This is a genomic window from Stenotrophomonas sp. TWI377 (genome assembly GCF_039674525.1).
GTDB lineage: Bacteria > Pseudomonadota > Gammaproteobacteria > Xanthomonadales > Xanthomonadaceae > Stenotrophomonas.
Genome location: NZ_JBDJNT010000021.1, coordinates 1 through 18,482, shown reverse-complemented (window position 1 = coordinate 18,482; position 18,482 = coordinate 1). Strand labels below are relative to the sequence as shown.

The 18,482-nt window shown below is 67.4% G+C and carries 19 protein-coding genes and 2 tRNA genes; 11 read left to right on the top strand and 10 right to left on the bottom strand.

The features are described 5' to 3' along the window. The first annotated feature begins 90 nt into the window (after positions 1-90). On the top strand, positions 91-408 hold the full coding sequence (sugE, locus tag ABE546_RS15830; protein ID WP_070472306.1) for a quaternary ammonium compound efflux SMR transporter SugE: 318 nt from the start codon (positions 91-93) through the stop codon (positions 406-408). A gap of 146 nt (positions 409-554) precedes the next feature. Here the strand turns inward: sugE and coq7 are convergent, their stop codons facing one another. Continuing rightward, positions 555-1,199, bottom strand: coding sequence for a 2-polyprenyl-3-methyl-6-methoxy-1,4-benzoquinone monooxygenase (gene coq7 / locus ABE546_RS15825; protein ID WP_313211066.1), 645 nt, complete (start codon positions 1,197-1,199; stop codon positions 555-557). A 181-nt stretch (positions 1,200-1,380) separates the two neighbouring features. Here coq7 and rplM point away from each other — a divergent pair, with 181 nt between their 5' ends. Together rplM and rpsI are read left to right on the top strand one after the other, a co-directional pair. Beyond that, positions 1,381-1,809: a 50S ribosomal protein L13 gene (gene rplM, locus ABE546_RS15820; RefSeq protein ID WP_017354548.1), complete on the top strand. Its 429-nt coding sequence runs from the start codon at positions 1,381-1,383 to the stop codon at positions 1,807-1,809. 2 nt (positions 1,810-1,811) lie between these two features. Next, on the top strand, positions 1,812-2,204 hold the full coding sequence (gene rpsI / locus ABE546_RS15815) for a 30S ribosomal protein S9 (protein WP_017354549.1): 393 nt from the start codon (positions 1,812-1,814) through the stop codon (positions 2,202-2,204). 449 nt (positions 2,205-2,653) lie between these two features. On the opposite strand, the gene ABE546_RS15810 is transcribed toward rpsI, so the two are convergent. Together ABE546_RS15810 and ABE546_RS15805 are read right to left on the bottom strand one after the other, a co-directional pair. Continuing rightward, positions 2,654-2,728: transfer RNA gene (locus tag ABE546_RS15810), tRNA-Gln, on the bottom strand. A gap of 49 nt (positions 2,729-2,777) precedes the next feature. Next, a tRNA-Met gene (locus ABE546_RS15805) sits at positions 2,778-2,854 on the bottom strand. 121 nt (positions 2,855-2,975) lie between these two features. Here ABE546_RS15805 and ABE546_RS15800 point away from each other — a divergent pair. From ABE546_RS15800 to bfr, 3 genes are all read left to right on the top strand, one after another. Further along, positions 2,976-3,608: an RNA pyrophosphohydrolase gene (locus ABE546_RS15800; RefSeq protein WP_313211067.1), complete on the top strand. Its 633-nt coding sequence runs from the start codon at positions 2,976-2,978 to the stop codon at positions 3,606-3,608. Between the two features lie 116 nt (positions 3,609-3,724). Then, positions 3,725-3,931, top strand: coding sequence for a (2Fe-2S)-binding protein (locus tag ABE546_RS15795; protein ID WP_088433582.1), 207 nt, complete (start codon positions 3,725-3,727; stop codon positions 3,929-3,931). Positions 3,932-4,038: 107 nt separating this feature from the next. Continuing rightward, positions 4,039-4,509 (top strand): bacterioferritin, encoded by a 471-nt coding sequence (gene bfr / locus ABE546_RS15790; RefSeq protein WP_019185321.1) that lies wholly within the window; start codon positions 4,039-4,041, stop codon positions 4,507-4,509. Position 4,510: 1 nt separating this feature from the next. On the opposite strand, the gene ABE546_RS15785 is transcribed toward bfr, so the two are convergent. From ABE546_RS15785 to ABE546_RS15775, 3 genes are read right to left on the bottom strand one after another with little or no spacing between them, the layout of a single operon-like run. Next, on the bottom strand, positions 4,511-6,814 hold the full coding sequence (locus tag ABE546_RS15785) for an ATP-binding protein (RefSeq protein WP_313211068.1): 2,304 nt from the start codon (positions 6,812-6,814) through the stop codon (positions 4,511-4,513). A gap of 2 nt (positions 6,815-6,816) precedes the next feature. After that, positions 6,817-8,676: an EAL domain-containing protein gene (locus ABE546_RS15780; protein WP_313219440.1), complete on the bottom strand. Its 1,860-nt coding sequence runs from the start codon at positions 8,674-8,676 to the stop codon at positions 6,817-6,819. Between the two features lie 57 nt (positions 8,677-8,733). Then, positions 8,734-9,360, bottom strand: coding sequence for a DUF4126 domain-containing protein (locus tag ABE546_RS15775; RefSeq protein ID WP_088433585.1), 627 nt, complete (start codon positions 9,358-9,360; stop codon positions 8,734-8,736). Between the two features lie 181 nt (positions 9,361-9,541). On the opposite strand from ABE546_RS15775, the gene ABE546_RS15770 reads away from it, so the two are divergent. The 5 genes from ABE546_RS15770 to ampE all read left to right on the top strand — a co-directional run bounded on the left by ABE546_RS15770 (position 9,542) and on the right by ampE (position 13,190). Beyond that, positions 9,542-10,291: a DUF6776 family protein gene (locus ABE546_RS15770; protein ID WP_121040594.1), complete on the top strand. Its 750-nt coding sequence runs from the start codon at positions 9,542-9,544 to the stop codon at positions 10,289-10,291. 4 nt (positions 10,292-10,295) lie between these two features. Continuing rightward, positions 10,296-10,757: a polymer-forming cytoskeletal protein gene (locus tag ABE546_RS15765; protein ID WP_313211070.1), complete on the top strand. Its 462-nt coding sequence runs from the start codon at positions 10,296-10,298 to the stop codon at positions 10,755-10,757. 54 nt (positions 10,758-10,811) lie between these two features. Beyond that, positions 10,812-11,201, top strand: a complete 390-nt coding sequence (gene erpA, locus ABE546_RS15760) for an iron-sulfur cluster insertion protein ErpA (RefSeq protein ID WP_019185327.1) — start codon at positions 10,812-10,814, stop codon at positions 11,199-11,201. A 69-nt stretch (positions 11,202-11,270) separates the two neighbouring features. Then, on the top strand, positions 11,271-12,176 hold the full coding sequence (nudC, locus tag ABE546_RS15755) for an NAD(+) diphosphatase (protein WP_152150924.1): 906 nt from the start codon (positions 11,271-11,273) through the stop codon (positions 12,174-12,176). A gap of 120 nt (positions 12,177-12,296) precedes the next feature. Then, positions 12,297-13,190 carry a regulatory signaling modulator protein AmpE gene (gene ampE / locus ABE546_RS15750; RefSeq protein ID WP_313211071.1) on the top strand — a complete coding sequence of 298 codons (894 nt, stop codon included), beginning with the start codon at positions 12,297-12,299 and terminating at the stop codon, positions 13,188-13,190. A gap of 9 nt (positions 13,191-13,199) precedes the next feature. Here the strand turns inward: ampE and ABE546_RS15745 are convergent, their stop codons facing one another. The 4 genes from ABE546_RS15745 to yccS all read right to left on the bottom strand — a co-directional run bounded on the left by ABE546_RS15745 (position 13,200) and on the right by yccS (position 18,327). Then, entirely contained in the window at positions 13,200-13,619 is a 420-nt protein-coding gene (locus tag ABE546_RS15745) for a DUF2752 domain-containing protein (protein WP_313211072.1), read from the bottom strand. Next, positions 13,619-13,978 (bottom strand): CD225/dispanin family protein, encoded by a 360-nt coding sequence (locus tag ABE546_RS15740; protein ID WP_123729974.1) that lies wholly within the window; start codon positions 13,976-13,978, stop codon positions 13,619-13,621. Before ABE546_RS15740 ends, ABE546_RS15745 begins: the two co-directional genes overlap by 1 nt. A 111-nt stretch (positions 13,979-14,089) precedes the next feature. Then, positions 14,090-15,979 (bottom strand): MFS transporter, encoded by a 1,890-nt coding sequence (locus tag ABE546_RS15735; protein WP_313219441.1) that lies wholly within the window; start codon positions 15,977-15,979, stop codon positions 14,090-14,092. Between the two features lie 170 nt (positions 15,980-16,149). Further along, entirely contained in the window at positions 16,150-18,327 is a 2,178-nt protein-coding gene (yccS, locus tag ABE546_RS15730) for a YccS family putative transporter (RefSeq protein WP_346464426.1), read from the bottom strand. Between the last annotated feature and the right edge of the window lie 155 nt (positions 18,328-18,482).

Here is an 18,482-nt window from a genome sequence, read left to right as displayed (position 1 = left end):
GCGCAAAACCCGGTTCCACGGCAGCTACCGACGACGGTCCGGTGTGAAAACACCGGGCCGTTTTGCTTTTGTTAACCCAAGGAATCCCCCATGCCCTGGATCTATCTTCTCGTCGCCGGTCTGTTCGAAATCGGCTTCGCCATCGGAATGAAGTACTCCGAAGGCTTCAGCAAGCCCCTTCCGACGCTGGCCACCGTCGCGGCCGCCCTGGTCAGCCTGTACCTGATGAGCCAGGCGATGAAATCCATTCCGGTCGGCACGGCGTACGCGATCTGGACCGGGATCGGCGCATTGGGCGTGGCGATGCTGGGCATCTTCCTGTTCGGCGACAGCGCCTCGCCGTCGCGGCTGGCCTGCATCGCGTTGATCGTGGCCGGGGTGATCGGCCTGAAGCTGGTCTCGGGGTAACGCCCTCGCATTCGCGCTGGCGCTCCCACGGTTCGCTGTGCGAACCGTGGGCCCCCGGCTCACTGAACACCCATACCCCCGCCGCTTCGCGGCGCCCCCCTGACTCAGGGGGGCTTTTCACCCGATGCACGCGGCGCGGTGGAGGCTTAAAGGCGGTACGCGATGGTCTTCATGACCTTGGAGGCCAGCGCCATCACCGACGGGATCGGGGCGGGCAGCCTGCGCGCGCCGGCATGCTCGGCATGGTCGGCGTGGCGGGCTTCGTCGATCTTCATCACCTTGATCACCTCGCGGCTGCGCAGGTCGGCCGGGGGCAGGGTATCCAGGTGTTCGTCCAGATGCGCTTCCACCTGACGTTCGGTTTCGACCACGAAGCCCAGGTTCCAGCCATCCCCGCGCAGGCCCGCCAGGGTGCCGATGGTGTAGCTGCCGGCATACCAGATCGGATTGAACAGGCTGGGACGGCTGTCCAGTTCGCGCAGGCGCTGGGCACACCAGGCCAGGTGGTCGGTTTCTTCCTGGGCGGCGTCGAGCAGGTGGGCGCGGGTTTCCGGCTCACGGGCGACTGCGGCCTGGCCGAAGTACAGGCCCTGGGCGCAGACCTCACCGACATGGTTGATGCGCATGAGACCGGCGGCGTGGCGGCGCTCGGGCGCGGCCATCTGCACGTCCGGGGTGTCCTCGGCGGGGTAGGGGCGGCTGGCCGGCGGATTGCCGAACACGGTATCCAGCGCCCGCTGGGCTTCGGTCAGCAGGTGGTCGAGCGGCGTGATCTGGCGGAGCGCGGTCATGGCAGGAAGTGTCGCGGCGGGGGACTGTCGATTCTCGCCCCCCGGGGCCGGTGTGCCAAGCCGGGATCGGGGTCAACTTGCATGTGGCGGAGATGGCCAGTACAATCCCGCCTCTTCACAACGCGTGGCAGAGTTCCGGCCGTACTGCGCCGTAATGAGCCCGACCTACTAGAGTTCTTTCATGAGCACTTTCACTGCAAAGTCCGAGACCGTCCAGCGCGACTGGTATCTCGTCGACGCATCCGGCAAGACGCTGGGCCGTCTGTCCACCGAGCTGGCCCGCCGTCTGCGCGGCAAGCACAAGCCGGTTTACACCCCTCACGTTGATACCGGTGATTACCTGGTTGTCATCAATGCAGAAAAGATTGCCGTCACCGGCAACAAGCTGCAGGACAAGCTGTATCACCGTTTCACTGGCTACATCGGCAACCTGAAGACCGAAACTCTGGCCCAGGCGCTTGAGCGCCACCCGGAGCGTGTCATCGAGACCGCCGTCAAGGGCATGCTGCCGAAGGGCCCGCTGGGCCGCGCCATGTACCGCAAGCTCAAGGTGTACTCGGGTTCCGAGCACCCGCACGCCGCTCAGCAGCCTCAGGTTCTGGATATCTAATCATGGCTATCACGCAAAACTACGGCACCGGCCGCCGCAAGTCCTCCACCGCCCGCGTGTTCCTGCGCAAGGGCGCCGGCAACATCACCGTCAATGGCCGTCCGCTGGACGAGTTCTTTGGCCGTGAGACTGCACGCATGATCGTGCGTCAGCCGCTGGAACTGACCAAGAACACCGAAAGCTTCGACATCATGGTCACCGCCGCTGGCGGTGGTACCACCGGTCAGGCCGGTGCGATCCGTCTGGGCATCGCCCGTGCGCTGGTCGAGTACGACGAAACCCTGAAGTCCGAGCTGCGCAAGGCTGGCTTCATGACCCGTGACGCCCGTGAAGTCGAGCGTAAGAAGGTCGGCCTGCACAAGGCACGTCGCGCCACCCAGTTCTCCAAGCGCTGATCCATCGCGCCTGGCGTGGGATCCTTCGGGATCCCGCTGGGGGGTACGCAAAAGCCCGGCTTCGGCCGGGCTTTTGTCGTTTCCGGGGGTGGGTTTCGTCCCCGCAGATCGCTTGGTCGTCAGGTGGATGCAGCGAGGGATGGCGACGCTTCCGGCGGCACTGCTGCGCTCGCCGCTGTTTCATAGGGGCGGCGGTGGCGGTAGTGCCGACCGCTGGTCGGCTGCTTTCGTGGCCCGGCATGGGCAGGGTGTCGGCCGTCCACCCTCTTTCTGGTGAAACAGCCCCCTTGGAGTGCAAGGGCGCGCGCCGTCAGGCGCGGGGATGTGGCAGGGGAGGGCTGGCGCCCACACCTTGCTGCGCAAGGTGTGGGATCTGGGCGCTTCGCGCCCGGACAAACGCCCAAACAAACAGAAAAGGCCGATCTTTCGATCGGCCTTTTCTGTTTGTTTGGCTGCCCCGGATGGATTCGAACCACCGAATGCCTGAGTCAGAGTCAGGTGCCTTACCGCTTGGCGACGGGGCAAAATGTGCGTGCAATTATTGCACTTTTTCCCTGAAAAACCAAGCGAACTTGGTGGCTATGGGTGGACTCGAACCACCGACCCCAGCATTATGAGTGCTGTGCTCTAACCGGCTGAGCTACATAGCCTCAGGGAGCCGGTAATTCTGGAGATGTATTCGGAATCTGTCAACACTTTTTCACCGCGCTTGTGAGTGGGCAGCGGGCGTGGCACAGTCCCGATCAGTAGATTTTTCTAGGAGTCCGCATCGTGATCGATCCGGACGGCTATCGACCGAACGTCGGTATTGTGCTGATGCGGCAGGATGGGCAGGTTTTCTGGGCACGACGTGTGCGCCGGGATGGCTGGCAGTTCCCGCAGGGCGGCATGAACACCGACGAGACGCCTGTCGAAGCCATGTATCGCGAGTTGCAGGAAGAAACCGGGTTGTTGCCGGAGCACGTTGAAGTGCTCGGGGCGACGCCGGGTTGGCTTCGCTATCGGCTGCCGGCACGGGCCATCCGCCGCAATGAACGGCAGGTCTGTATCGGCCAGAAGCAGGTGTGGTTCCTGCTCCGGCTGGCCGGGGACGAATCCCACGTCACCCTGGACCATACCGACAGCCCCGAGTTCGACCAGTGGCGTTGGGTCGATTTCTGGTACCCGGTCGAACATGTGGTGATGTTCAAGCGGGGCGTCTATGCGCGTGCGCTGCGCCATCTGGCGCCGCTGGCACGGGGGGTGGCCGGGCCGGGGGTGGAAACCATGCCCAAGTCCGCGCAGGAAGCCTGGATGCCTGGCAATGCCGCCGGTCACGACCGGCCGCGCAAGCGCACTACGCCCAAGCGGGGTGGTGGCTACTGGCCGCGCAGCAAGGCCAAGGGCGAGCCGGGCGCCGTCTGAGCGCTGCTGGCGGCTCTGAACCGTATCGAGAATGATTCAGGTTCGAAATTGACAACCATTCGCATTTCGATTGGAATAGCAGCAGGCCGATCCGGGCCTGCCTGCCGAGTCCGCACGTGTACGTCTGCATCTGCAACGGGGTTACCGACCATCAGATCCGCGAAGCCGCGCAGAGCGGTGTCGTGAGCGTGTCCGAGCTGACGATGCGCACCGGCTGCGGCGCGACCTGCGGCTCCTGCCTGGACATGGCGGCCGATCTGTTGGCCAAGTTCAGCGCTACCCACGACCTGCCGCTGCCGGTATTGGGCCTGCAAGCCGCCTGAGATCGGCCGGCCCGGTTGCGGGCCGCAACTGAGCACGATTCGCGTTCCTTCATGCCTGCGCGCGACGCGCTACAGTGCCCGCGATTCCACGCAGCAGGAGCACGCTCATGAAGGGCGACGCCAAAGTCATCGAATTCCTCAACAAGGTCCTCTACAACGAGCTGACCGCGATCAACCAGTACTTCTTGCACGCCAAGATGCTGAAGAACTGGGGCCTGAAGGAGCTCGCCGATCACGAGTACAAGGAATCGATCGAAGAGATGAAGCACGCGGACATCCTGTCCGACCGCATCCTCTTCCTCGAAGGCCTGCCGAACTTCCAGGCACTGGGCAAGCTGCGCATCGGCGAGAACCCGGCCGAGATCCTGCAGTGCGACCTCAGCCTGGAACGCGACGGCGTGGTAACCCTGCGCGAAGCGGTGGCCTATGCCGATTCGATCGGTGACTACGTCAGCCGCCAGCTGTTCGTGAAAATCCTCGAGTCCGAGGAAGAGCATATCGACTGGCTGGAAACCCAGCTGGATCTGATCGAGCGCATCGGCGAACCGAACTACCTGCTGACCAAGATCGAAGACTGAGTCAGCCCTGCAACGGGGCGCGCAGGCGGGCGTGATAGCCGCCCAGCGCGATCCGTGCACGCGCGAACTCGGCGATCAACAGCGCCACCGCCACGGCGGGGCGCTCCAGCGTGCCGGCGCGGGCATCGTGCTCGATCCGCCAGGCCGCTGCCGACAGGGCCATCGCGCCCACATTCGCACTGGCGGATTTGAGGCTGTGGGCCAACGCGCGCAGCTGGTCCAGGTCCGCTGCGACCGAGGCGTCCTGCAGCTGGCGGATCAGCGGTGGCGTGTCATCCAGGAACACGCCGATGACCCGCGCGGTGTCCGCGCCGATCACTTCAAGCAATTCATCGAGCACGTCCTGGTCGAGCACCGCGGCGGGTGTCTGGTCGCGTGCGGGCACCGCTGCGGTGGCTGCAAAGGGCCGGGTCGGCAGCAACGCCGGGTCGTCGGCCAGCACGCTTCCCCAGCGTGCCAGCACGGCCTGGAGTGTTTCGCGGTGGATCGGTTTGGACAGGTAATCGTCCATGCCGGCCTGCAGGCAGCGCTCGCGGTCGCCGGCCATCGCATTGGCGGTCATCGCCACGATCGGCAGCCGCGCCGCGCCTCGTGTGGCCTCGTGCGCGCGCCAGCGGCGGGTCGCGTCGTAGCCATCCAGCACCGGCATCTGGCAATCCATCAGCACCACATCGAACGGCCGGGCCTGCAGTGCCTCCAGTGCCTGCTCGCCCTGGGTGGCGGTCTCCACCTCGCAGCCCAGCACCTGCAGCAGCCGCTGCGCGACCAGCAGGTTGACGCTGTTGTCTTCCACCAGCAGCACGCGCAGCGGGAACTGCGGCAGTGCCGTGGGCGAGCCTGCGTATTCCACCTCGGCCAGCAGCGCAGCCGGGCGCGCACTGGGCACCACCGGGCGCAGCAGCGCGTGCAGTTCACTGTCAGCGCCCTGCCGCGACAGGGCGGGTCCCGGGCCAAGCGACTCGGGCGCGGGCGCCTCATCGCCGTACAGCCACAGCAGCTGCGCAGTGGGATGCCGTTCGTTCCCGGCCACCGCCTTCTGCAGTGCCTGGGTGCCATGGCGCAGGCCGTCGGTGTCGGCGATCACCCAGGTCAGGGCCGGGTCGATACCGGGGCGCTGTGGCGCGCGCAGGGCGTCGATCGCTTCGGCGCTGGTCTCCACCGTGTGCAGGCGCAGATCATGGTGCTGGGTCACCCGCTCGATACGCTGGGCGAGCACCGCATCGCGGGTGATCAGCAAGGCACGCCGCGTGTTGCCGACAGCAGGCAGATCGCCGATCACCTTGAGCAGGGGAATCTCGAACCAGAACGTAGCGCCGCGCCCCACGGTGGAGTGCACGCCGATCCGGCCCTGCATCAGGTCGATGATGCGCTTGCAGATGGCCAGGCCCAGCCCGGTGCCGCCGTACAGGCGCGTGGTGGACGCATCGGCCTGGCTGAAGGACTGGAACAGGCGCGCCTGCAGGGCGTCGTCGATGCCGATCCCGCTGTCGGCGATCTCGAACCGCAGCTGGTGCTGCGCGTTGGTCTCGCCCTGGCGCTGCACGCGCAGCCGGATCTGGCCACGCTCGGTGAACTTGATCGCATTGACCAGCAGGTTGCTCAGCACCTGGCGCAGGCGCACCGGGTCGCCACGGACGGACAGGCGTACCGCCGGGTCGAGTTCGAGCGAGAGCTGCAGGCCTTTCGGATCGGCGGCGCGCTGCATCAACTGCACCAGCCCTTCGAGCAGCTCGCGCAGGTTGAACGTGGTGATCTCCAGGTTCAGGCCCTTGGCCTCGAGCCGGGAGTAATCGAGGATGTCGTCGACGATCCTCAGCAGCTGCTGTGAGCTGGTCGCCGCGGTCTGCAGCATCTGGCGCTGGTCACTGCCGAGCTGGCCGCGCGCGATCAGATCGAGCATCGGCAGGATGCCGTTGAGCGGCGTTCGGATCTCGTGGCTCATGGTGGCCAGGAACTCACCCTTGGCCAGCGCCGCGGCTTCGGCGGCCTGCTTGGCGCTGAGCAGTTCCTGTTCAAGCTGGTTCTGCTGCTGCCGGCGCTGCTGCAGCTGATCGCGCTCGAGCACCAGCGCCTCACTACGCCGCTGCAGCCGCTCCAGCTGGTCCTGCGCGTCACGCCAGCGGCGTACCGCCTGGATGCCGGCGATCAGTGCCACCACGCCGGTGCCGGCGGCAATGTCGATCCACGGCCCATTGGCACCGATGCGCGCCATCACCGCGGCAGTGGCACACAGGGCGGCCGCCGCAGCGCTGATCCACAGCGGGGCCGGGGTGGAGGAGGGGGCTGGCCGTCCGTGGCGTCCCATGCTCAGAGCACCGAGTTCTGGAAGTCGAAGTTCAGTTCGCTGCCGGCGGACTGGACCATGTTGCCCTGGATGAAATCCACTCCGCCGATCCACATCGCGGCCGCTGCCTGCGGGTCTTCGATCTGCTGGCCGATGATGCGCAGCCCGGCGCGGTGCGCCCGGTCGATCGCCGCGCGCAGTTCGTCGCGCGTCTGCTGGTTGGTGTGGCTGTTGGAGAAGCGCGCGGCCATGCGCACATAGGCCAACGGCAGCTGCGCCATCAAGGCATTGGCTTCATCGCCCGGCTCGAACTGGCTCAGGCAGAAACGCACGCCGGCTGCATGCATGCGCGTGCAGAACTGCTGCAGGGTGACGGTGTGGATCAAGGCATCGGGCAGGCGTACGTCGATGACCAATGCGCTGCCGTCGATCTGCCGGCTCGCCAGCGATTCCAGCAGCCAGTCACCGAAGGCATCGCGGGCCAGCGTGCGCAGCGACTGCGAGACGAACAGGTGCAGCGGCTGCGCGGCGTGGCGATACAGATCCAGCAGCCCAAGCGCATGGTCGAGCACCTGCTGGTCCAGATCGGCAATGCGCCCGGCTGCTTCGGCGGCCGGAATCACCTGGCCGGCGGCCAGCACGCTGCCATCGGCCTGGCGCAGCCGCAGCAGCATCTGGTATTGCGCGGTGTTGCCACCGGCCACGGCGACGATCGGCTGGTAGGCCAGTTCCAGCTGCCCGTCAAGCAACGCCAGGTGTTCCTGCGCGGCCACATCTTCGCGGCGCACGTACGCGGCCACGCCCGCGGTCAGCAGGCGGGCCTGCAAGGTGGTGCGTTCGACCGCTTCCAGTGCGCTGCCCGCATCGGAGAAGCCCGGCGAGAGCTGCGCATGACCGACCACGCCGCGCAGGTGCACGGATTCGTCATCGCGGATCACGAACGCGCGCGTGGACAACTGCTCGCGCAGGGTATGCGCCATTGCATCCAGCGTGGCCTCGTCGGCCCCGCGGGCCAGCACCAGGAAACTGTTGTCGTTCAGACGTGCCAGCAGGTAGGGCTGGGCGGCATCGGCCAGCCGTTGGCCCGCCTGGGTCATCAGCCGTTCGAACGCGGCATAGCCGTAGCGCTCGCGCAGCCCCAGCGCGCTGGCGATCTCGATGAAGAACAGGCCGCCGTGGTCGCGGTGCGCCAGCGAGGCGCCGAGCTGTTGCATCACATGATGGCGGGTCGGCAGGCCGGTCTCGGGGTTGTTCATCGCCGGTGCGCTGCCGTTGCCCGCCTGTGAGGCGGCCTGCGCACGGGCGCGGCGGATCCGGTTGGAGACGGCGGCGATCAGGTGGCGCGGGCGGATCGGCTTGCTGAGGAAATCATCGGCGCCGCTGTCGAGCACTTCGAACTGGCGCTCCGGATCCGGGTCGCCACTGAGGAACACGATGGGCAGCAGCTGCTGGCCGGGTTGCTGGCGGATCAGGGCGGTCAGCCGCATCCCATCCAGCCCCGGCAGATGCAGGTCCATCAGGATCAGGTCGGGGCGATGCTCGGCGATGGCCTGCTGCACCCCCTCGGCATCGCTGTGCACCAGCGCCTCCATGCCGGCGCCGTGCAGCACGCTCTGCGCGAACAGGGCCTGCGAGCGGTCGTCTTCGACGATCAGCACGCGGTACGGCGAGTCGATGCCGGGCGGCGGCAGGCTGCCGGTCTCGGTGTGCATCGGGGGGAGCAGGGGCGGCGGGCTGGCCGGCGCCGGCGTCAGCGCGACGACATTGCTGTGCACCACGGGCGCGGGTGAGGCCTGGCTTTGCCAGCGCTGCCAGTGGTCGGCCGGCGGCGTTTCAGCGCGCACGGCGCGGGCGGGTGCAACAACGTTGTCGTGAACGGCCATCAGTACTCCCAGTCTGCGCCGCAATTATGCGATGAACACCCGAAGGCAGGGCACGCCTCACCGTGGCAGGGTTCCCGGTTTGACCTGCGTCTGGCCACTGTCGGCCTGCCGCATCAACCAACGCATGCCCTTCCACAGCGTCCGCCAGATCATCCACACGATCAACGCGCCGATCAGGCTGCACGCCACCACCAGGATCAGCGCCAGCCAGGGGTGCGCCAGCGCGAGCGCGAGCCCGCCGACCACCACGGTGTCTTCGGCGGCGGAAGCGATCCAGTTGCTGGCCGGTTCGGGTGAGGTGTTGAGCAGGGCGCGGGTACCGGATTTGAGCCCGTGGCTGGCCAGCGCGACGCCGGCACCGGCCACCAGTGCGGTGCCGCTGAGCTCACCGCTGGGCGAGAGCGTGGCGGCGGCCAGGAACGCACCGGCCGGGACCCGGGCCAGGGTCTGGACCAGATCCCAGACCGAGTCGACCCCGGGGATCTTGTCGGCGAAGAATTCGGCGATGGCCAGCGCGGCCGAGGTGCCCAGCACCCACCAGGACTCCGTGGCCTGCAGCGCGGGCGGCAGGTCGACCCAGCCGAGCAGGCCGGCCAGGCCGACGCCGAACACGGTCAGGTACACGCGGATGCCGGCCAGCCAGGCCAGCAGGATGCCGATCACGAACAGGTGGGCTTCGGTCATGGCACGCGCTCCGGCTGCAGAATGTGCACAGGCGCACACTATCGGGGATGACGTCCATGAACGCCACTGCCCCGATCCCGGCCCTGCGCGGACAAGGTCTTTCCCCTGACTTACACTAGCCCGTCGTTCCAGACAGGGGCCGTTGCGACAGCGCCGGCAGGCGCGGTCGCCCAGGACTGCCATGAATAAACCCACACCTTCCCGCATCCAGATCCGCCGGCCGGGCGCGCCGCCCGTGCAGGACCGCAAGCGCCTGCTGGTGCTGGGCGGGGCCTGGCTGCTGTCGCTGATCCTCGCCGTGCTGCTTGGCGCCTGGCTGGGCTCGCCCGGCGGTGACGTCGGCACCCAGCTCAAGGCCGCCGAGACCCGCAATGAGCGCCTCCAGCAGCAGCTCATCGAACTGCAGCAGCGCCAGGCCACCCTGCAGGCGTCCGACCGCATCAGCCGCGCCGCCAACAACGAAGTCCAGACCTCGCTGGGCGAGCGCGACGAAGAAATCGCCGGCCTGCGCGCCGACGTGGCCTTCTATGAGCGCCTGGTCGGAGCGACCAGCCAGCGCAAGGGCCTGAACACCCATTCGGTGGAGTTCTCGCCGGAGACGGGCGGCACCTGGCAGTACGCCGTGGTGCTGACCCAGAACCTGAACCGCGGGGCGATCAGCCAGGGGCAGATGCGCTTCACGGTGGAAGGCGTCAAGGACGGCAAGCTGACCTCGGTCAGCTGGGACGAGCTGCACCAGCGCACCAAGGTGCCGGGCCAGGACTATTCCTTCCGGTACTTCCAGCAGCTCACCGGCAGCGTGATGCTGCCACCAGGCTTCACCCCGCAACGTGTGCGGGTCACGCTGGGATCGGGCGCGGGGGGCGCCACCCAGGTATTCGATTGGAAGCAGGCCGGAGCACCGGCGGCATCGGCAAAAGAAGGGGAGTAAGCCCATGTTTGGCAGCAACAAATCCAACCGCGACGGACATCTGGTCGTGGACGCGCTGATCGGCGCGCAGGTGGTGATCCGCGGGGACGTGGAATTCAGCGGTGGCCTGTACGTGGAAGGCACCATCCTGGGCAAGGTGATCGCCCAGGACGGCGCCAGCAACGCCACCCTGACGGTGGCCGAGCATGGCGCCATCGAGGGCGAGATCCGTGCCCAGGTGGTGGTCATCAGCGGCCGCCTGGACGGGGATGTGCACGCCACCGAGCGGGTCGAACTGACCCCCAGCGCCCGGGTGACGGGCAACATCCATTACCAGGTGGTGGAAATGCACGCCGGCGCCCAGCTGACCGGCCGCCTGATCCATAGCTCGGCGCAGATGGCCCTGCCGCCGCCGTCCGGGGATGCGGACCAAGGCAAGGGCAAGGACACCGCGGCCCGCAAGAAGCTGGCCGAGGCGATGGCCTGAATCGCGCCCGCGTGACAACTTGAAACCGTGCTCATGCACCCCCATGCTGGGGGCATGAGCACGCTTGTTTCCCTGCCCGGCGCTCCCGCCGCCGCGCCGAACTACCAGTCCCTGGACCGTCCGCTGAACTTCACCGAGGCCGCTGCGGCCAAGGTCAAGGAGCTGATCCAGGATGAGGGCAACGCTGCCCTCGCCCTGCGCGTCTACATCGAAGGCGGCGGTTGTTCCGGCTTCCAGTACGGCTTCGAGTTCGACGAGAACCGCGCCGAGGACGACCTGGCGGTGGATACCGCCGGCGTCACCCTGCTGGTCGATCCGCTGAGCCTGCAGTACCTGATGGGCGCCGAGGTGGATTACACCGAAAGCCTGACCGGCGCGCAGTTCGTGATCCGAAATCCGAACGCCAAGACCACCTGCGGCTGCGGCAGCAGTTTCAGCATGTGATGTGCGCGCAACCGGCCTGACGGTCGGTTGCCGCTTGCCAGTCCCGCCGAATGTGGGCAGGCTCTTGCGATGTCCAAATTCTCTTCGCAGCTTTCCGGTTTCGCCTTCGTCAGCGAGCCGCTGGAGCGCGCCGATACCCTGCGCGATGACGCCGATGCGTTGTTGCGCCTGTGGCCGGACGCGCGTGTATTGGTGCTCGACCAGGACGGCACGGCGCTGGCCGGCCACGATGGTCAGCCGCTGCCGCTGACCGGCGCGGATCTGGGCGGTGGCCCGGGCACCGCGATCTTCCTCGGCCTGCGCGGCGAGCAGGCGTGGTTCTCGATGGAGGCCGCCGGGCTGTCGGTGACGGCGCCGCAGCGGGTCGACCTGCGCCAGTCCGCCGCGACCTGGTCCATCGCCGATTCCACCGCCTTCTGTTACGCCCGGGGCATGTCCTACTGGCAGTCGCGCACCCGCTTCTGCGGGGTGTGCGGCGGCGCGGTGACCTTCAGCCGCGGTGGCTTCGTGGGCCGGTGTGGCCAGTGCGCCACCGAACACTACCCCCGGGTCGATCCGGCGGTGATCGTGGCCGTGGAGAACCAGGGCCGGCTGCTGCTCGGCCGCCAGGCGAACTGGGCCCCGCGCCGTTATTCGGTGTTGGCCGGCTTCGTCGAGCCGGGTGAGTCCCTGGAGCAGACCGTGGTCCGTGAGGTCTTCGAGGAGAGCCGGGTGCGCGTGCGCGAGTGCCGCTACCTGGGCACCCAGCCATGGCCGTTCCCCGGCGCACTGATGCTGGGCTTCGCCGCCACGGCCGAAGACGACGTGCCGACCGTGAACGGCGAGCTGGAAGATGCGCGCTGGTTTACCGCCGAGGAAGTGGGCGCTGCCCTGGCCCGGGATGTCGAGGATGACGGCGAAGGCATCCGCCTGTCGCCGCCGATCTCGATCTCGCGCAGCCTGATCGAGCACTGGTACCGCCAGCAGATCGCCTGACCGTCGCCTGCCGTTGCCGCAGGCTGAACACGCGGCGCGGTACATTACCAACGGCCCGGGGAATTGCCGGGCCGCAAGGCATAGTAGCGGCGCGTTCCACGTCCCGAGCCGGAGGCTTACATGTTCACCACCCTGGTCGCCGTGCTGGTTGCCTTGGCCCTGGGCCATGTCGCGCCGGGCGTGGCCGTCGCGCTGCGGCGTTTCGGCCTGTACCGGCGCTGGCTGCAGTGGCTGGACCGGCACGCCGCCGAAGACGGGGTCTGGCGCGGCCGCAAGGGCGCCTGGCTGGCGGTGCTGCCGTTCGTGGCAGTGCTGGGCCTGCTCCAGTGGCTGTTCGATGACCGCGTCTACGGCCTGCCGTCGCTGCTGCTGGGCGTGCTGGTGCTGGTGATGTGCTGGGGCCCGCGCGATCTGGACCGCGATGTCGAGGCGGTGATCGACGCCGATGACGCCCACGCCCGCCACCTGGCGATCGCGCAGCTGCAGTCCGCCGGTGGCAGCCTGCAGGAAGACGTCCCCTCGCTGGTCGAAGCCACCGTGCTCAACGCGCTGCGGCGCTGGTTCGCGGTGCTGTTCTGGTTCCTGCTGCTGGGCCCGGTCGGCGCGCTGCTGTATCGCCTGCTCGCCTTGCTGGGGGTTGGCCCGATGCGCTCGCTGGCCAGCGTGGAGGCGGTCGCCGGGGCGCGCGTGGTGCTGTCCTGGCTGGAGTGGCCGGTGGCGCAGCTGATGTCGCTGTCGATGGCGCTGGTCGGCAACTTTGATACCGCGTTCAAGGCCTGGCGCGAAGCGCACGGGAATCAGTGGTCGGCCTCGACACACTTTCTCGGTGCGGTCGCGCGGGCAAGCGTGAGCGCCGAGCTGCGTGAGGACGCGCACGATTACAGTGATGCGGGGATGGTGCCGGTGTGGCGTCGCCTGCCGGAGCTGCGCGATGCGATGAGCCTGGTGTGGCGCATGCTGCTGCTGTGGATGGCGGTGCTGGCGCTGCTGGTGATCGCCGGCTGGGTCACCTAGCCGTCCGGATCAGCCCGGTGCCAACCAGGTAAACGGCACCCACGGCAGGTTGCGTGCGATCCAGTACGCGGGCAGCAGGATCAGCCAGAAAGCGGGCTTCATCAGCAGCGTGATCAACGGCTGCAGCGCGCGTGGCCGCCAGCCCAATGCCCAGCCGAGCACCAGCGGGGCGATGGCCAGCATCAGCATGGCCAGGGGATTCATCGAAAACGCGGTGGCCACATCGCCGTGGGCCAGCGCGTGCAGTGCACGCGTCAGCCCGCAGCCGATGCAGTAATACCCGGTGACCGCCAGAAAGCTGCACGGCGGGAACGGACTGCTGGCGCTGTTGGGGTCGTAGTGCCGCAGCACCCAGACTCCCGCACCGGCCGCCAGTGCGGCCGGTGGCAACAACGCCAGCAACCAGCGCTTGCCGTGCAGCGCGATCATCAGCTGTTGCTTTCGATCTGCTGCTGGAACTGCTGCATCTGCTCCATGTAACCGTCCACGCCCATGAAGGCCAGCGAGATCACGAACAGCACCACGCCGGCGATCAGGAAGCCGGTGGTGACCCATGCCCAGATCTTGGCGTTCTTGGAAGCACGACGCGCGCCTTCCAGGTCGCCCTGGTTGAGCAGGCCGTTGACCTTGCTGGCGAACACGATCGCGACCACACCGGTGACGATGCCCGGGAAGCTCAGGCACGACAGGCAGCACACGAAGAACGCCAGTATGGTGACGACGATCGACCAGATCAGGTGGTTCGGAATGCTGCCCGGGGCGGGCGGCAGGGGGGCGGTGGCATTCATCAGCGAAACTCCATTTGCTTGGGTGGGTGGGTGCGTACGAGGTGTCCCGGGCGGTAATCTAACCGATGTCCCTGTCTCTATGTATACGGTTACATGCAGGCACGGCGGGGCTCACGCCTGATCGCCCCGCAGCTGTCGCACCTGGCTTTCCAGCATCGGTGCGGTGGCAGCATCCCCCGCGATCGGCGCAGAGGCGACCACCTCCACATGCGCGCGGAAGCGGCGAGGCACACGCATGCGGCCCAGGCGCGTGTCGCGGCGGCTCCACATGCTCGACCACATCCCACGCAGCGCCATCGGCACCACCGGTACCGGGCGACGCTCCAGGATCTTCTCCACGCCCGATTTGAACGCGCCCATCTGCCCATCGCGGGTCAACGCGCCCTCGGGGAAGATGCAGACCAGCTCGCCCTCGGCCAGCGCCTTGTCCACCTCATCGAAGGCGGCCTGCATCAGCGCGGGATCTTCGCGTGCGCCGGCGATCGGGATCGCCTTGGCGGTGCGGAAGATCCAGCGCATCACCGGGATGTTGAAGATCTTGTAGTACATGACGAAGCGCACCGGCCGCGGGATCGTCGCCGACAGGATCAGCGCGTCCATGTAGCTGACGTGGTTGCACACGATCAGCGCCGCGCCCTCGTCCGGCACGTGGGTCTCGATCCCGTGCGGGCGCAGCCGGTACAGCGCACGCACCATCACCCAGCTGAGGAAGCGCATCAGGAATTCAGGCACGATCGTGAAGATGTAGATCGACACCACGGCGTTGGCGATCGCCAGCGCCAGGAACAGCTGCGGGATGGTCCAGTCCAGCACGCGCTGGGTCAGCAGGCCAAGACCCGCAGCGAGCACGATGAAGCCGGAGTTCTGGATGTTGAGCGCAGCGAACACGCGTGACATTTCCGACTTGGCCGTGCGGCTCTGGATCAGCGCGAACAACGGCACCACGAAGAAGCCGGTGAACAGGCCGATGCCGATCAGATCGATGATGATGCGCGCGCTGCCCGGCGCCTGCACGAACTGCCAGATCGATAGCCCGGCCACGGCAGCTTCACCGACGCGGGCGAAGTACAGGTCGAGCATGAAGGCGGTCATGCCGAACGCCCCCAGCGGCACCAGCCCGATTTCTACGGTGCGCCCGGACAGCTTCTCGCACAGCAGCGAACCGGTGCCGGTGCCCAGCGAGAACAGGGCCAGCGCGAAGATGTAGAGCAGGGAGCCGCCGCCGAGGTTGACCTCGGCATAGGTCGGCAGCTGCGAGGTGAGCATGGTGCCGACGAACCAGAACCAGGACACGCCCAGGATCGCGTTGCGCACGGCCTTCTGCTTCTTGGCCATGCGCAGCACCGCGAGCGACTCGGGCAGCGGGTTCCAGTTGATCTTCAGGTCCGGCGCGCCCGCATCGACCTTGGGGATCATCCGTGCGGTCAGATTGCCCGCGACGGCGAGCACGATCACCGCGGTGGCCGCCACGATCGGCCCATGGCTCCCGGACAGGGCGAAGATCAGGCCGCCGGCGATCATGCCGGTCAGGATCGACAGCGAGGTGCCCATCTCGACCAGGCCGTTGCCGCCGGTCAGTTCCTCGGGCTTGAGGATCGAGGGCAGCACCGAGTACTTCACTGGCCCGAACAGCGTGGACTGCATGCCGGTGCAGAACAGTGCCACCAGCAGCACGGGCATGCTCTCGGTCAGGAAACCGAGTGCGGCCAGCGACATGATCGCGATTTCCATGGTCGTGGTGATCACGATCAGCCGGGATTTCTCCAGCTTCTCCGCGATCTGGCCGGCCAGTGCCGAGAACAGGAAGTACGGCAGGATGAAGATCGCCGGCGCCAGGTTGGTATACAGCGAGCGCTCTTCGATCGGCGTGCCGAGGAAGAACAGCAGCGCGATGATCGCCTGGCGGTAGACGTTGTCGTTGAACGCGCCCAGCGACTGGACGATGAAAAACGGCAGGAAACGGCGTTGCCTGAGCAGAGCGAACTGACTATGGCCGGACATGGAGACTCCTTGCGAACCGGCGCAGCCTAGCATTCTCCCTGTTGGCGCAGCATGGCAGCGCCGCGGAACGGTGCAGGCAGCCCCGTCTTGGGTAGCTCACGACCGTTGGTCGTGAGAACGTTCAATAGGTCGTGAGCCCTTCAACATCCGTATCGACCAACGGTCGATACCTACCGCAGCGTGCGCGCGGCCTCATTGGCGGCGCCCCGCAGCTTGGGCAGCAGGCGCAGCATCAGCCCCATCTGGGTGCGGATCAGCTGCAGCTTGGGGGGCATGTCGTCCGGGATCTGCTCCAGCTGCTCGGCCAGGGCCCGATCGCCCTCGTTGGCGTCTTCAGCCACCGGCTCGCGCCGCTGCAGCGCAGTGGCGATCTGCTGCATCGCCTGTTCGACGCGTTCCCCACCGGACAGCGCCAGTGGATCCTGGCCGTAGCTGTCCAGCTGGGTGCGGTGGGCGCCCAGTGCGGAGAGATGGCCGAGCAGGGTGTTGGACAGCGCCAGGAAGCGGAAGCCGGCATCCAGGTTGCGGCGCACGTGGCCGGGCTCGCGCAGCATGTTCGACAGTGCCGTGGACAGCGCCGCATCGGCGTTGTGCATGTCCCGGCGTGCGATGCGATAGGCCAGATCGTCCTGCATCCCGCTGCCGTACTGGCCCAGTACGGCGTGCAGGTACTTGGCGCAGTTGTCGAGCACACGGGCCATCACCAGGTTCAGGCGCCGGCCCTGCCAGTCGGGCAGGATCAGGAAGGCGGCCGCCGCGGCGATCGCGCAGCCCAGCAGGGTATCCACCAGGCGCGGCCAGATCAGCAGGAAGCCATCGCCGATCAGGTTGAAGCAGGTCAGTGCCATCACCGTGATCGCCGCCGAGGCCACCAGGTAGCGATCGCTGCGGGTGAAGAAGAACAGCAGCGCCGAGAGCAGGGCGATCAGCAGTTCGATGCGCAGGTCCTGGAACAGCTGCATCAGCGCCCAGGTCAGCACCAGGCCGATCAGCGTGCCGGCGATCCGTTGTGCCAGCCGCTGGCGGGTCGCGCCGAAGTGCGGGCGGCACACGAACACGATGGTGAGCAGCACCCACGAGCCGTTCTGTGCGTTGAACAGCCGGATCGCGGCGAACCCGACGATCAGCGCCAGCGCCATGCGCAGGCCGTGCCGGAACAGCACCGAGCCGGGGGTGAGCTGCTGGCGGATGCGCACACCCATCTCGCGCAGGGTATGCGGGTTGGTATCGCGCAGGCGGGTATCGACGTTGTCCAGGGTGGACTCGGACTTCTCGGCCTCGGACAGGCGCCGCTCGATGCTCTGCAGGTTGTGGCCGAGCAGTTCCAGCGAGGCCAGCAGGCGCTGCCACTGCGGGTTGTGCTGGGCACGCAGCCAGGTGATCGAATCGGTCAGGTCGGCCGTGGCCTGCTTGGTGCGCTCGCCGTACTGGAACGGCTGGCGCAGGCGGATCGCCTGGCCGAGGTTGGCGCAGGCCTCACCCTGCAGCGCGAGCAGGCGCTGGCAGCGGTACAGCACGTCGCTGTGGAAGAACGCCTCGGTGAGTGCGCCGTAGGGGTAGTGCGAGGAGCTGGCACGCTCATGGAAGTCCTGCGCCATGTAGTACAGGCGGAGGTACAGGCCGGACTGCACGCCGGGGCGACCGGAGCGGCCAAACCGGGCCAGGATCGCGGTCTTGGCGATGTTCAGCGCTTCGACCACGCGCCGGTTCTGCTCGGCCAGGGCCAGCTGGCGCTTCTGCACGTCGGCATCGCGCACCGGTTCGAACAGATCGGCCTTGAGCTGCAGGTAGCGGCCCAGTTCCAGGTACAGGCGCGCGACCCGCTCGCGCACGGGCCGGTTGGCGAACAGGGCGGTCCACAGGATCGAGAGCAGCGCGTACCAGACCGCACCGGCCAGCAGATGGCTGACCGCGTTGATCGCCTGGGACAGATCGGCCGCGCCGTGCTGCTCCAGCCCGATCATGGTGTAGATGGCCAGCGTCACCGTGGCCTGCGCGATGGAGGCATAGCGCTCGCCGAGCGCGCCGAGCAGGGTCAGCCCGAACGTCGCTGCGGCCAGCGCGGTGATGAACCACCACGGATGCGGGAACAGCACCACGACCGCGGCGGCGGCAGCCACGAAGCACATCAGTGACAGGGCGACCGATTTGATCCGGCCCCACCAGTTGTCGTCGGTCTCGGCGATCGCGCTGGCGATGATGCCCAGGAATACGCCCGGCAGCGCAGGCAGCTGGTCGAGATACCAGCACAGCCCCATCGCCGCGGACAACGCGATGAACACCCGCAGGCCATAGCTGGCCTTCTCATGCGCCCACAGGCGGCTGACGCGGGTTTCGAACGAAGGCATGGCGACTCGGCGGAAGGCAGGCGGCCATTATTGCCGGAGCGGGGTGAAGGGGACACCTCTGTCTGCTTGGCTGGGGCGGCGTGGGTGGGTTGCCGGGACACGCAGCAAGTAGTGCCGGCCGCTGGCCGGCTCCCGACAATGCCGAGGAGCCGGCC